This is a genomic window from Shewanella sp. ANA-3 (assembly GCF_000203935.1).
Taxonomy (GTDB): domain Bacteria; phylum Pseudomonadota; class Gammaproteobacteria; order Enterobacterales; family Shewanellaceae; genus Shewanella.
In genome coordinates this window covers 1,597,463-1,610,824 of record NC_008577.1, presented here as the reverse complement: position 1 = coordinate 1,610,824, position 13,362 = coordinate 1,597,463, and the positions used below count along the sequence as shown (strand labels likewise).

Below are 13,362 nucleotides of genomic sequence, written 5' to 3'. Positions count from 1 at the left end.
CATAATGAGATCCTATATAACACCTGTGGCTTTACTGCTCAGTACCTTGTCTTTATCAACAGCCCAAGCAAATATCCAACTTTATGTCAGTATATCTTCGACTAAAGAGCCGCTGGTACAAATAACCTATCCCACGACAATCCGAGTTGGCCAAGCTGTACAAGATGGTTTAGCACAACTCCCCCTTTATAATCAGAGTGCTAAAAGCGAAGAAATACCGATTTACTGGTTAGGTGCAGCTCTACTGGACATTCACAATACAGCGGCACTGGAAACGACTCGTCAGCAAGTGTTACAAAAATTAGCCAATATGGGCCAGCAGGCAGACAACAATAGTCAGTATATTGCTAAGCTCTCCAAGTTTGCACAATTTCTGCGTAATATAAAACTTGGACAAAGAGTTAATCAGCCATTAGATCTCGATTTAATTCGTATTACCGATGCCTACAATCCCATAATTGATGGTCAATTTTTATTAGTGTTGCCTCCACGCCCAAGCACAGTGACAGTGGTTGGTGCAGTATCACAAACTGGTGAGCAAGCGTGGCAATCTCAAACAAGTAGCAGAGAATATCTTCAACAGGCTGGTTTATTGGAAAATGCTGAAAATAGCTTTGTTTGGATTATCCAACCCGATGGTAACGCTATTCGACAACCCATTGCCTATTGGAATCATCAGGCCCAGGATATAGCTCCAGGCGCCACACTCTTCGTTGAGTTTTCAGGCCTTTTTGATGACTATTCCACATTAAACAACAACATCATTGAATTACTCAAAAATCGGGCTCTGTAATGAAAAACTCGACTCCCACTTTTCCCTCTTTCGGGCGTTTATCAGCGCTATCTTTAGCACTGCTACCATTATTACACGTTAGCGCCGATGAATTTTCTTACCCAACATCGTTGCCTTCACAGTCTGACTTTGGTGGTGTAGGTTTAATGCAAATGCCAACAGGCCGTATGACGCCTGAAGGTGAATTTAACTTTGCCACGACTTACAACGATGACTATCAGCATTTTAGCGCTTCAGTGCAGCTCTTCCCTTGGTTTGAAACAACAATACGCTACACCCTAGTACAAGACCTGCTTTACAGTAGCGACCCCAACTTTAGTGGTAATACTAAATACACGGATAAAGGCATAGACTTTAAAGTTCGTCTACTCGAAGAAAGTAACTGGCTGCCTGAAACCTCTATTGGGGTGAGGGACTTTGGTGGCACTGGTTTATTTGATGGTGAATTTGTTGCTGCGACAAAGCGCGTCGGTCCACTCGATTTTACTCTAGGTATAGGTTGGGGCTATATCGGCAATAGCGGTAATCTCACTTCCGATAAAAAAGATCTTAATTACAACTGTGATAGAGATACTTCTTATGGGGGTAAAGGTGGCACTGTTGATTACCAGCGTTGGTTTAAGGGCTGCGCATCCCTCTTTGGTGGCGTTGAATATCAGACTCCTTGGGAACCTTTACGTTTGAAAGTCGAATACGATGGTAACGACTATCAATCAGACTTTCCCGTTGTTCGTGGTGGTATAGATATGCCTCAGGACAGCAAGTTTAACTATGGAATGCTCTATCGTTTTGGAGACTGGGGCGATCTACATTTAAGTTATGAGCGTGGCAATACTTGGACACTTGGCTTTAGTCTGCAGACCAATTTTAATACCTTGTCACAGATTAAACGAGATCCAAAGGCAGCTAAATATAAGCCACTTCCTGCCGCGCCATTAACCCTTACGCAAACAGAATCCTCTGCTCAAGTAAACACACTAAGAGCCGAACAAGCGACTGTGAGTACAGAAACTTCAACGCATAAATCAGAAGTGCAAAATGATGAAGTAGCAAATCTAGAGCTTGTAAATGCATCCAGTCAGACTGCTGCGAATCCCCTGGTGGATTGGAATAAAATTGCTCAGGATTTACAAACTATTGCTGGTTACGCAAACGCCAAAATTTACCTTGATAATGACAGTATTACCGTTGTAGGTGAACAGACAAAATTCCGCGATAGAAATGAAGCGCATAAAAGAGCTGCCACCATTCTAGCCAACAATACTGATGCCAACTTTATTAAAGAGTATCGACTAATTGAGACTCGTTATAGCCAACCAATAACGGAAACCCGTATTGATGCTCAGAAGTTTGCCAAAGTCGCAAGTTATGGCTATCTCAATGCCAAAGTCACTGATGCTAGTGTTGTGAGTATTCCAAGCTTACCTCAGGGACAACTAGTCAATAATACTGATAAAGATTGGCTAGATAAGCTTAGTTTTGATGTTTCGCCTACCATGTCCCAATCCTTCGGCGGTTCCGAAGGGTTTTATATGTTTAGTATTGGAATGACTGGCAGTGCAAGTTACCGATTTACCGATAACTTTGAGTTTTCAAGCTCTCTTTATCTTAACCTCTACGATAACTTTGATAAGTTTTTATACGAAGTTCCACCCGATGGCACTGACTTAAAACGTGTTCGCACCCTGGTTCGTCAATATATTCATGATAATCCTGTACGAGTGAATAACCTGCAACTAACCTGGATGGATAATTTAACCGATAACATTTCTTTCCAAGCCTACGGCGGCTATTTAGAAATGATGTATGGTGGTGTGGGCACAGAGGTTCTCTATCGACCACTTAACAGCCAATGGGCTTTTGGGGTTGATGTGAATTATGTTAAGCAGCGCGATCCAGACAGCATGCTAGGCTTCTTTGAAGATGAGCATCAATTTGACTCACTCACTAACCGCCCCTATCGAGTGCAAACGGGTACGGTAACAGGACACGCATCAATCTATTATCAACCTGACTGGTTCCCCAATACTTTACTGAGAATCAGTGCCGGCCAGTATTTGGCCGAGGATAAAGGAGTAACAGTTGATTTCTCAAAACAATTCGATAGTGGGGTGATTGTTGGCGCTTTCGCCACTAAGACTAATCTTTCATCAGAGGAGTATGGTGAGGGCAGTTTTACTAAAGGCTTCTACGTGTCGATTCCATTTGACTTGATGACCATTAAATCAACCCATAGCCGGGCGACAATCAGTTGGATGCCACTGACACGCGATGGTGGTCAAACATTAGGGCGCAAGTACAGTCTATATGATGTAATGGATGCTAGAGATCCTTGGTTCACACGCGCAAGCATCACAAGTGAGTCTGTCAAATAACGCAAACAAAATGCCGCTAGTACCTTAGGCGCTAGCGGCAGCATCCCTTTCAGACAGAATCGGCGTTTCATTTAGCAGCGGCCAGTCAATCGCAAACTCGGCACTATTCCATGCCAGCACATATTCATCATCTGGCGCGTAATAATCAGTGCAGCGATAAAGCACATCGGCATATTCACTCAACACATAAAATCCATGAGCAAAGCTAGGCGGGATCCACATTTGCAAATGGTTATCAGCAGAGAGCACACGCCCTACCCATTTACCATAGGTTTTAGATTGCGGGCGAATATCCACAGCGACATCAAAAATACTGCCAGCACACACGCGAACTAACTTTCCCTGCGGATGCTCACGTTGGTAGTGCAAGCCACGTAATACGTGTTGTTGTGATCGGCTAAAGTTATCTTGGACTAACTCCTGCACCTTTAATCCTCTACTTTTCAAACACTCGGAGAAAAACGATTGTCTAAAGGTTTCCATAAAAAAACCGCGTTCATCACCAAAAACTTGAGGTTCGAACACCAATACTTCTGCAAGCTCGGTTTCAATGCACTTCATTGAACACCTGCTTATTTAATAAGCCCAAAAGATACTCACCATAACCGCTTTTAAGCAAAGGTTGTGCTAAAGCGGTAAGCTGCGCAGCATCTATCCAACCAGAATGAAAAGCAACCTCTTCAGGGCAGTTCACTTTCAACCCTTGGCGTTTCTCTATGGCAGCAATAAATTGTGTTGCTTCAGCCATCGCATCCGGCGTTCCCGTATCGAGCCAAGCAGTGCCCCGCCCCATTATTTCTACCTGCAATTCCCCCAGCAGAAGATATTGATTGATTAGATCAACGATCTCCAACTCGCCCCGCGCCGAAGGCATTACTTTTTTAGCCCACTCACTAGCCCTATTATCAAAGAAATACAATCCAGGAATAGCATAGGAAGAACGCGCAACTCGGGGTTTCTCTTCGATAGAAATCGCTTTTCCGCTCATATCAAATTCGACAACACCGTAGGCATTCGGATTAGCCACATGGTAGCCAAAAACGGTCGCCCCCACTTCGAGTAGAGAAGCTCTATACAAGTTTGTGCTCAGTTGTTGCCCGTAAAATAAGTTATCGCCCAGAATCAACGCACAGGCCTCTCCCGCCAAAAAAGCCTCTCCGATAATAAGTGCTTCGGCTAATCCCTTTGGAGAAGGCTGTACCGCATATTCAAGCTGAATGCCCCAACAGTGACCATCACCAAGCAATGCCTGAAAAAGAGGCAAATCAGCGCGAGTACAGATAATCAGAATCTCTTTTATGCCCGCCTGCATTAAGGTAACAAGTGGATAATAAATCATTGGCTTATCGTAAATAGGCAATAATTGCTTACATACAACCTGTGTCATCGGATATAGGCGAGAACCGGTCCCGCCCGCCAATAAAATGCCTTTTCTCATTGATATATCAAGGATTAGTGAGTCAAAGTGAAGGGATGATTGTAGCATATAAATGCCGATAAAGCTGAATGGCACGAGGTCTTCAACAAGATCGCATTGTCGCCTAAACAATATCTAAGCTTATTTCTCAGGGATCTGTATTTCGACCTTCACACCTTGATCTGGGGATGAGGCTAGCAAAATGGTGCCATGAAGTTTTTGCGTCACCAGATTATAAATAATAGACATACCAAGACCTGTGCCGCCGTCTTTACGTGCGGTAGTGAAAAAAGGCTCGAAGGCTTTCAGTTTAACCTCATCGCTCATCCCTACCCCATTATCTTGATACTGCATACAAATGTTCGAGTCTTGTTTTTGTACTCGAATAGTGATGCTTTTATCCCCCGTAAAACTCTCAGGAAATCCATGGCGAAAGCTATTGGCCACTAAATTAGTGAAAATCTGTGCGATGGCACCAGGGTAAGATTCGATAAAGATGTCGTCATCAAGCTCCACGTTCAAGACAATATTCTTCTTACGCATTAGCGGCCTTAATGAGCTGAAAATTTGGAAAATATAGGTCTTTAAATTAAACCGCTCACGTTCTAGCACCGATTGGTCTGCGGCGGTGCGCTTAAAGTTATGGACTAACTCCGCTGCTCGCGAAAGATTGCGCTCAATCAACCCTAAACCATCCTGCATGGTATTGATAAAGGATAAAAATTTATCCTCATCCAACTCGTTTTGCTCAAAAGCCGTTTTCAGCAGTGCCACTTCATCTAAACAATGGGTTACGGATGTCACGGCAATCCCTAGAGGCGTATTGACCTCGTGCGCAACCCCTGCAACCAAACTTCCTAAAGCCGCCATTTTCTCGTTTTCAACTAAATGGTGTTGTATTGAGCGTAAATCCGATAATGCAGTTTCAAGTTCTTGCGTTCGCTGCTCAACCTGGACCTCCAAATCCGCATTAATAGCCTTTAATTGATGCTGATAATCCAAAATTTCCTTTGCGCTCATCGCTCGGCCGAATAAATCGGCCAAAGCAGAAGCAAAGGCTCTTTCGTCACGCGTCCATTCTCGAGGCACACCTTGATGCTCGGAGCAGATAATGCCGACCATTTTTCCGCGATGACGTATGGGACTATCTAACAGAGAACTAATACGATTAGGGACTAAGTAGGCACTAACAAACTCATGGGTCGCCCCATCTGTTTGCGCATGATTCGCGACAATAGCGCGCTCATTATCTAATAGACTGAAATAATGTGGATAATCCTGCCGAGTTAATATCAACGCCTCTTGCCTGTGCATATTATCGAGCAGGTAAAAGCAATGCATACTTTGGTGATCTTCACTCCATAACCAAATGCCAGCACGGGTGATTTTTAACCCTTGGCACACAGATGTCACGATAAGTTGTGAGGCCTCAACAAGATCGCCACCATCAATAATGGATGAACGGCTTACATCGAATAAAATCCTGTCTAACATACGTGTCATAATGCAGATTTACCCCGCGTGGTACCGCCTGACTTAAAAATGAGGCAATAAACTTGGTGACCTAAGCTTAAGTGGTTCTCTTTAGTATAGATTCAATCTGCAAACACACTAGTTGAGATGCACTCGCTAGTTACAATTGGTTTTGCAGATCAATGCCTACTGCTGCTTTGCCTAAACTCGCCGATAAAAAATCACCCAACACTTAGCACATTTTTTGCTGAACTCGTAATGAAGTTCAAACACATAAAGTCCGTCTTTAACATTAAGACACTCAAAGAAACACCAGACATAAATAAGGTTGGAACCCGTAATGATGGCGGTTATCATCACACGACAGTCAATTAATCAAACGGTTAAGATCAATATGAAACTTTCACAGATATCACTCGCCCTTCTCGCTTTAATGATTACCGCATGCAGTGAGCCAGCTAAGACAGTGGCTAATGAGCCTGTCGCTGCGCCACATCAAGATACGCAAACAAACCTACCACTTGGCGATACCAGCCAAAATGCGCTTGATTGGCCCGGAGTATATGAAGGCGTTATCCCCTGTGCAAGTTGCGAAGGGATCCAAACCACACTCACGCTCCAAGCGGATAATAGCTTTGAATTAAAGAGTATTTACTTGGGTAAAGATGAGTCCATCTTTAAAGTGGCAGGAAAATTTGACTGGGATAGCAATGGCTCAAAAATCACCTTATCCGATGGCACTAAATACTTGGTAGGAGAAAACCAACTGTTTATGTTAGATATGGAAGGTAATCGGGTAAGTGGCGAACTAGCAGATCATTACATTTTGAAGAAGAAAGAGATTTAGCTGTAAACGCAGTAGCTGCGATACGCCACTGCATTATGCGCCGAAGTAGGTATCCTCTGTACTGAAACAATCCATAATAAAAAGAGAAGCTTAAATTGAATCCCAATATCCGGATCATCCGTTATGAAGAATGCGAATCGAGCTTATGGAAAAACGGTGGTGGCAGCACTAAGCAACTGTTGATATGGCCAAAGGGGGCAGATCTCAGCAACTTTGATTTTAGGATCAGCATCGCCACCATTTCGAGCGATGCTCCCTTCTCACTCTTCCACGGCATCGATAGACAGCTATGTATATTGGAAGGTGAAGGGGTAAGACTACACATCAAGGGGAATGATTTAGGGCAATCGGATGAAATCGTTCTGCGCCCGAACGATCCTCCATTGTGCTTTAGCGGGGAAACTCAAATAGAGAGCAAACTATTAGATAGCCAGATCCTAGACTTTAATGTGATGACGAGGCGCGGAAAATACCGCTCACGTATTGAACCGCTGGAATTGGATGGCCCCTTCAGTCTTGAACCCACCAAAACCAGTCGTGAAGATAATGTCCATCAACAAACGAACCCACACAACAACGAACTACAACAATGGTTATTATGCCTTGAACCGCTGAACCTTTTTTATCAGGGACAAACTATTCAACTTAAACGTTACGATATGATGCAATGCCTACAATGGCCAGATTCAAAAACGCAGCTGTCAGAAATACATCCACAAGAAGGTACTGCTCTCAAAGCACCCCTTTCAAACGCTGAACGACCAGAAGTTGAGCATACAGATATAAAAAACCAGCACCGAATTCGCAATAAACAATGTCAGGTACTGCGCATCATTATAATAAGGAACGATATATGAAGAGTTAAGTTATAGTGTCTAGAGAAGCACTTTGAGACGCTTCAAAAATAGTAAATCCTTACCACCGATTGCAAAACTGATACCCAAAAGAGGCGTAGAAAAAAACTCATAAAAAGCCGAATACACTCCGGCCTTTAAATAAGATAGCAAATGAAATAATTGTTAATCACTACCAAATAAATCGCGTGTATATAGTTTATCAGCAACATCTGCGAGTTCATTAGCCATACGATTAGAAACAATCACATCCGCTTTCGCTTTAAATTCAGCAAGGTCAGTTATAACCCTCGAGTGGAAAAACTCCGACTCATTTAAAACGGGTTCATAAATGACAACTTCAATCCCCTTAGCCTTAATACGCTTCATTATGCCTTGAATGCTCGAAGCTCTAAAATTATCGGAACCAGCCTTCATGATCAGTCGATAAATGCCGACAACTTTAGGATTACGACTTAAAATAGAATCCGCGATAAAATCTTTACGCGTAGTGTTCGACTCAACAATCGCGCCAATAATACTATTAGGTACATCGGCGTAATTGGCTCTAAGTTGCTTGGTATCTTTAGGCAAACAATAACCACCATACCCAAACGACGGATTATTGTAATGATTTCCAATACGAGGATCTAAACATACACCCTCGATAATTTGACGAGTGTTTAAACCATGGGCTTCAGCGTAAGTATCAAGCTCATTAAAGTAAGCAACACGCATCGCGAGATATGTATTAGAGAATAATTTAACCGCTTCAGCTTCAATAGAATCAGTAAATAACACTTGAATATCTTGTTTAATCGCACCTTGCACTAATAAATTTGCAAAAACTTCAGCGCGTTCTGAGCGTTCACCAACAATGATACGTGATGGGTGCAAATTATCATAAAGTGCCTTACCCTCGCGCAAAAACTCAGGTGAAAAAAGAATATTATCACAATTGTATTTTTGTTTAACTTTAGCGGTAAACCCAACAGGAACCGTAGACTTAATCACCATAACAGCATTCGGATTAATCATTAAAACATCTTGAATAACAGATTCAACAGATGAAGTATTAAAATAATTAGTCTTTGGATCATAATCTGTTGGTGTGGCAATAATAACAAAGTCAGCATCTTGATATGCAAGTTGTCTATCTAAAGTCGCAGTTAAATCAAGTTCATAATTAGCTAAAAAATATTCAATTTCAGCATCAACAATCGGAGACTTACGATTATTAATTAATTCAACTTTATAATCAACAACATCGACTGCGGTCACTTTATGATTCTGCGCTAAGAGTACAGAATTTGATAAACCTACATAACCTGTACCGGCTATAGCAATCTTCATAGCATCTAACTCCCCAAAAAAACAAATATCTCTTGACACTAACTAAAATTCAGAATAATAAAAAACATTATTCTGCTCACCTAAAAAGCCTGCCCATTTAGCGAAAGTTGATTGAGACAAGATCTTATTTTTAGCAGAAAATAGATATTTAAAATTGCTCACAGGATCTGGAGTATGAATTTCATCAAAAATGCAGATACCTTCCAAGAGTTTAGTAGCATAAACAACATCATCTGTTATCAAGTGAAATACTGGATTAGGAATCACAAGCTTAATTTCAGAGATTGATTTTTTATAATACTCTCTATCAGATCCACTGGACAAACCAATCCTTACAAATTCTCCACCTCTAACATTTATAACAACCAAATTAGAAGGCAAATCAATAAATAGATCGTCTCTCAGTATAGGCTTCAAAATATCCTTATAATCAAATCTAATAGCTACTTTTTCAAAATAACCGTCTAAAACTAAATTCTTAGGTAAATTTCTGTCTGACAATATTGATTCATCGATGCAATCTGATATAAAACCAAACCTTGACAAATCTAATTTAATTTTTTTTGCAATTTTCGGAATTCTATATTTAAGAATAGGAAATTCGCCATATTCAACAAAGTTTGATATTTTTTTTTGAGATATAACAATATCAAGAAGCACCCCCCAAAACTCATTGTAAGTTGACATTCCGCTAGTATCAATTTTAATTTTATCAAAATCGAATCTTTCTCTAAGATAATAAGCGAAAGCAAATTGATACAATTGATTACCAAGCCCACCAACCAAACGTAAATAGATTACTCTTTCATTCATAACAATCCCAAAAAGCCAAAAAACAATGTTAATAAAATAGATGAAAATAATCTCCCATAAATAAAACTTACTATAGCAGATAATGCATTCCCAATATTTTCATCACAATTCCTTGCTAAAACTGGATCTACCAAGAAAGCATGAATCAAAGTGCCAAACATAGTAATAAAAGCCGACATCTGGACAATCATCGCTCTATTATCAATAAAAATAGTAGCTAAATAATTTACAATTAAAATACCACTAGCTGTCATTAAAAATGAAAAACTCGAGCACAAAACTAACTTTTTATTAACCGTAATTTTAAAAAATGATTTAGCAAAGTCATTTTTTACACCTGATGACAAAGTTTCTCTATTCAAAAGATGATATATTTTAAAGATAAATTCGGTAACTCTCACGTTAAAACTTATCAGTAAAAATACAAAAACAAGCAAAAAAGTCAAAAAACCTATATATGCTATGCTTTTTGAGTCAATACCATTATCTATTAGTAAACCAAGTAAAGGCGCAGAGATTAAAATGAAAAATCGACCGAGAGTTGCGAGCCTTACATGCGAAGAGTAACCTAAAGCTGGTTCATCGTATAGCGAGCCTACATATCGAAGCCAAACACCTAAAGACTCCACAATAATTGACATGGCTATAAAAATAGCGACAACAAATGATATTACCATCTTGATAACCAATTAATGAACGAAGGGCGCCATATATTCAAGAACTGCCTTTTTGAACTAATTAAGCTGCCTGTTGCTGCATGCGCATCATGCTTATAAATAATTTTTGTTTTAACAAAGGCACATTTATACTTTTCCATATAAGAACCAAACTCTAGTTCTTCAGAATATAAAAATGATTTATCATTAAAAATCAACTCTCCATTTGCAATACATTTTCCATTAAAAGTAAAAAGAGAACCATGTAAAGTCCATATATCGCTAGGTAAAAAACCAATTAATTTTAGAATAATAGTATTACACAGCAAGAAAAATACCAAGTCTGTTTTTAAAGTGATTCTATGTAAAAATAAAAATTTCTTTTGCAGTTTAGTCAAAAATGGATTTCTATTCCTACTCCCCTCTAAAGCAGTAGATATATAAACATATCTCCCATCATGATAATTTTCAGGAATGTGTTCATATATTATGTCTAGATTACCAACAAAAAAAACAGAATTACAATAGTCTAAATTCTGTTTACAATAGCTCAATGCATGATTTAATGCACGACCATATCCGACATTATCGATTTCTAACAAAGTTATATTATATTCAGCTGAAATAGATCTTATCTTATTAAGCTCGCTGATTGATTTAAAATTATTAACGATAATGATAACCGCATCCATATCAAAACGTCTAATATTTTCGACCCAGCCAGAAACAAGGTTACTTGTCCCATAATTTACAGCAATAAATATTTTCATTTAAATTTACACCACTTAAAATTTGAGGAAGATTTTTGTATTTGCAATTTATGCCCCTTTTGTGCAGAGTTGCACTCTAAATGTTAGTTTTTAGTCATTTAAACTTAACAAAAAACAATGAAGCTAGAGAAAAACAAAAAAAGGAAAATAATATTGTATTGTACACAAAAATACTGGTCACAAAAGACCAACACAAATACACGGTTATTCCAACACAGCATATAAATAGAACGCCCTTAAATTGCATATGCTTAGTCTTAATAAAAAATGAGAAAATCAGGCCAAATATTGTATAAACAACAAAAACACCCAATATTGAATAATCTTCAATTAATGGCCTCAAGCTAGTATATATATTTGTTAAACGTCCTTCACCAATATCGGTCGCAACGTATATTCCTGAATCTCGCTCCTTAACACCTATTAAATCGGATATACCAGCCAATGTGCTAAAACCTAAATTAGGTTTTGTGTATAAATCATAAGCATCAATCCAATTTGAAAATGCAGAAATATGGCCGATAAACCATGTAAGAAGATGATTAACAATATTTAAAAAATCATAATCTTCTTTTCCGCCACGAAATATCTGTATAACAAGAAAAAAACCAAATATTAAAAAAAACACAGAAAGCAACTTGAATATAATAGGAATCGAAATTGCAATTAACTTTCCAGACTTTAAGTATTGAGATGTAACGAAATAGGATGAAAAAAAGCAAAATGACATCATCATCATTCCTGCTCTTGCAGCCATTAAAAAACTGTCAAGCAGTGCAATCAAAAAAAGTAATACAGCTAAAAAATAATAATGTTTTATACTATTACATTTAACAGACTTAGTTCCAACTAAAAAACCAACAGTAAACATTGCATAGTAGCAAAAAATAGAACCTATTTTGTACTGGATAGTTAGAACTTGAGTTCCAGAATATCGCTCTAGCGCACTAGAGTTTGCAATACTTAAATAATTTGACAAACTAAAATCAGCAAGCTGAGATAGTGAAAAATTACTTAAAACACCGACAAGGTAAAATGGAATTGAAATATAAATCGTATTCAATAATATTTTCTTCTTAATAACAACCGCGTTGACTCGATTATTAGGAAGAGATTTCAATGGGAGTAACCCTATTTGAAGTGAGAGTATACTACTATATAACACTATAAAACCATAAATACTCCACTTCAAACCAAGAATATCTACAATAAAAAATGGATATATAAAAATTAATTCTAAAAATAAAGGCAAAATGTAACCTATATTTCTAGAACCATTAAAATACTTTAAAAATGTAATTCTAAGAATTATAACTGAAACAATTAAAAAATATAACACATTAGGTTCTCATCGTATGAGATAAAGCTAAAATAAACCTGCAACATCTACACTAAATAACATAACAATAAGCCAACCTTATAGATGCATTTGCAACTAATCTTATCAGTTATATTATTAAAGATACTGAATTTTATCAAATGGTATTCCATTTGAGTCTTTAGATGAAAGCAATACTCTTTCAGTTTCGGGGATAGGCCAATCAATCTGAAGATTAGAATCATTCCATATTAAACATTTTTCATAATTTGGATTATAGTATTTCGTGCATTTATAGACAAATTCACATTCATTAGAAATAACATAGAAACCATGAGCAAAACCTTCTGGTATCCATAACTGGCGCTTATTTTCTGCAGAAAGATACTCTCCAACCCATTGTCCGAATGTGGGCGAGTCCTTACGGATGTCAACTGCTACATCAAATACCTCACCACTAATCACTCTAACTAATTTACCTTGAGTATCTTTAGTTTGATAATGCAACCCTCGGAGTATACCCCTTTTAGATTTTGAGTGATTATCCTGTACAAAAGTAGTAGACTTACCCGTTACTAAATTTTCAAATTGCTTCTGGTTCCAAGTCTCCATGAAAAAACCACGTTCATCACCAAACACTTTTGGTTCAATTACTTTTACATCTGGAATTTTAGTATTAATTATCTTCATATAATTAGTGTATAGTTAATCTTT

Annotated in this window: 13 protein-coding genes; 4 read left to right on the top strand and 9 right to left on the bottom strand. The window is 38.4% G+C overall.

What is annotated here, in order from left to right:
* Nucleotides 1-4: 4 nt before the first annotated feature.
* Nucleotides 5-793 carry a capsule biosynthesis GfcC family protein gene (locus SHEWANA3_RS07305; RefSeq protein WP_011716462.1) on the top strand — a complete coding sequence of 263 codons (789 nt, stop codon included), beginning with the start codon at nt 5-7 and terminating at the stop codon, nt 791-793.
* Complete coding sequence (locus tag SHEWANA3_RS07300; protein WP_011716461.1) at nt 793-3,168, top strand: YjbH domain-containing protein; 2,376 nt, start codon at nt 793-795, stop codon at nt 3,166-3,168. Before SHEWANA3_RS07305 ends, SHEWANA3_RS07300 begins: the two co-directional genes overlap by 1 nt.
* Before the next feature lie 24 nt (nt 3,169-3,192).
* Here the strand turns inward: SHEWANA3_RS07300 and rfbC (SHEWANA3_RS07295) are convergent, their stop codons facing one another.
* From rfbC (SHEWANA3_RS07295) to SHEWANA3_RS07285, 3 genes are all read right to left on the bottom strand, one after another.
* The gene (gene rfbC / locus SHEWANA3_RS07295; protein ID WP_011716460.1) at nt 3,193-3,729 is read right to left on the bottom strand and encodes a dTDP-4-dehydrorhamnose 3,5-epimerase; all 537 of its coding nucleotides are present in this window, start codon (nt 3,727-3,729) and stop codon (nt 3,193-3,195) included.
* Nucleotides 3,716-4,606, bottom strand: coding sequence for a glucose-1-phosphate thymidylyltransferase RfbA (rfbA, locus tag SHEWANA3_RS07290; RefSeq protein ID WP_041412976.1), 891 nt, complete (start codon nt 4,604-4,606; stop codon nt 3,716-3,718). The genes rfbC (SHEWANA3_RS07295) and rfbA overlap by 14 nt, the downstream gene beginning before the upstream one ends.
* 120 nt (nt 4,607-4,726) lie before the next feature.
* Nucleotides 4,727-6,088 (bottom strand): GAF domain-containing sensor histidine kinase, encoded by a 1,362-nt coding sequence (locus SHEWANA3_RS07285; protein WP_011716458.1) that lies wholly within the window; start codon nt 6,086-6,088, stop codon nt 4,727-4,729.
* Between the two features lie 364 nt (nt 6,089-6,452).
* On the opposite strand from SHEWANA3_RS07285, the gene SHEWANA3_RS07280 reads away from it, so the two are divergent.
* Entirely contained in the window at nt 6,453-6,905 is a 453-nt protein-coding gene (locus SHEWANA3_RS07280; RefSeq protein ID WP_041412975.1) for a copper resistance protein NlpE, read from the top strand.
* Nucleotides 6,906-7,000: 95 nt separating this feature from the next.
* The gene (locus SHEWANA3_RS07275) at nt 7,001-7,762 is read left to right on the top strand and encodes a HutD family protein (protein WP_011716456.1); all 762 of its coding nucleotides are present in this window, start codon (nt 7,001-7,003) and stop codon (nt 7,760-7,762) included.
* A gap of 162 nt (nt 7,763-7,924) precedes the next feature.
* Here SHEWANA3_RS07275 and SHEWANA3_RS07270 read toward each other — a convergent pair whose 3' ends face one another.
* The 6 genes from SHEWANA3_RS07270 to rfbC (SHEWANA3_RS07245) all read right to left on the bottom strand — a co-directional run bounded on the left by SHEWANA3_RS07270 (nt 7,925) and on the right by rfbC (SHEWANA3_RS07245) (nt 13,338).
* A complete protein-coding gene (locus SHEWANA3_RS07270; protein ID WP_011716455.1) occupies nt 7,925-9,091 on the bottom strand; it encodes a nucleotide sugar dehydrogenase in 1,167 nt (388 codons plus the stop codon).
* Nucleotides 9,092-9,133: 42 nt separating this feature from the next.
* Nucleotides 9,134-9,904: an alpha-1,2-fucosyltransferase gene (locus SHEWANA3_RS07265; RefSeq protein ID WP_011716454.1), complete on the bottom strand. Its 771-nt coding sequence runs from the start codon at nt 9,902-9,904 to the stop codon at nt 9,134-9,136.
* The gene (locus SHEWANA3_RS07260; RefSeq protein ID WP_041412586.1) at nt 9,901-10,581 is read right to left on the bottom strand and encodes a DUF2837 family protein; all 681 of its coding nucleotides are present in this window, start codon (nt 10,579-10,581) and stop codon (nt 9,901-9,903) included. The genes SHEWANA3_RS07265 and SHEWANA3_RS07260 overlap by 4 nt, the downstream gene beginning before the upstream one ends.
* The gene (locus tag SHEWANA3_RS07255) at nt 10,575-11,330 is read right to left on the bottom strand and encodes a hypothetical protein (protein ID WP_011716452.1); all 756 of its coding nucleotides are present in this window, start codon (nt 11,328-11,330) and stop codon (nt 10,575-10,577) included. Before SHEWANA3_RS07255 ends, SHEWANA3_RS07260 begins: the two co-directional genes overlap by 7 nt.
* Before the next feature lie 94 nt (nt 11,331-11,424).
* Nucleotides 11,425-12,669 (bottom strand): O-antigen polymerase, encoded by a 1,245-nt coding sequence (locus SHEWANA3_RS07250; RefSeq protein WP_011716451.1) that lies wholly within the window; start codon nt 12,667-12,669, stop codon nt 11,425-11,427.
* Nucleotides 12,670-12,786: 117 nt separating this feature from the next.
* Nucleotides 12,787-13,338 (bottom strand): dTDP-4-dehydrorhamnose 3,5-epimerase, encoded by a 552-nt coding sequence (rfbC, locus tag SHEWANA3_RS07245; protein ID WP_011716450.1) that lies wholly within the window; start codon nt 13,336-13,338, stop codon nt 12,787-12,789.
* Between the last annotated feature and the right edge of the window lie 24 nt (nt 13,339-13,362).

What these genes read in the sequence shown, in the direction of transcription:
- SHEWANA3_RS07305 (WP_011716462.1), top strand. Translation starts at nt 5, where the DNA reads ATGAGATCCTATATAACACCTGTGGCTTTACTGCTCAGTACCTTGTCT.
- SHEWANA3_RS07300 (WP_011716461.1), top strand. Translation starts at nt 793, where the DNA reads ATGAAAAACTCGACTCCCACTTTTCCCTCTTTCGGGCGTTTATCAGCG.
- rfbC (WP_011716460.1), bottom strand. Translation starts at nt 3,729, where the DNA reads ATGAAGTGCATTGAAACCGAGCTTGCAGAAGTATTGGTGTTCGAACCT.
- rfbA (WP_041412976.1), bottom strand. Translation starts at nt 4,606, where the DNA reads ATGAGAAAAGGCATTTTATTGGCGGGCGGGACCGGTTCTCGCCTATAT.
- SHEWANA3_RS07285 (WP_011716458.1), bottom strand. Translation starts at nt 6,088, where the DNA reads ATGACACGTATGTTAGACAGGATTTTATTCGATGTAAGCCGTTCATCC.
- SHEWANA3_RS07280 (WP_041412975.1), top strand. Translation starts at nt 6,453, where the DNA reads ATGAAACTTTCACAGATATCACTCGCCCTTCTCGCTTTAATGATTACC.
- SHEWANA3_RS07270 (WP_011716455.1), bottom strand. Translation starts at nt 9,091, where the DNA reads ATGAAGATTGCTATAGCCGGTACAGGTTATGTAGGTTTATCAAATTCT.
- SHEWANA3_RS07265 (WP_011716454.1), bottom strand. Translation starts at nt 9,904, where the DNA reads ATGAATGAAAGAGTAATCTATTTACGTTTGGTTGGTGGGCTTGGTAAT.
- SHEWANA3_RS07260 (WP_041412586.1), bottom strand. Translation starts at nt 10,581, where the DNA reads ATGGTAATATCATTTGTTGTCGCTATTTTTATAGCCATGTCAATTATT.
- SHEWANA3_RS07255 (WP_011716452.1), bottom strand. Translation starts at nt 11,330, where the DNA reads ATGAAAATATTTATTGCTGTAAATTATGGGACAAGTAACCTTGTTTCT.
- rfbC (WP_011716450.1), bottom strand. Translation starts at nt 13,338, where the DNA reads ATGAAGATAATTAATACTAAAATTCCAGATGTAAAAGTAATTGAACCA.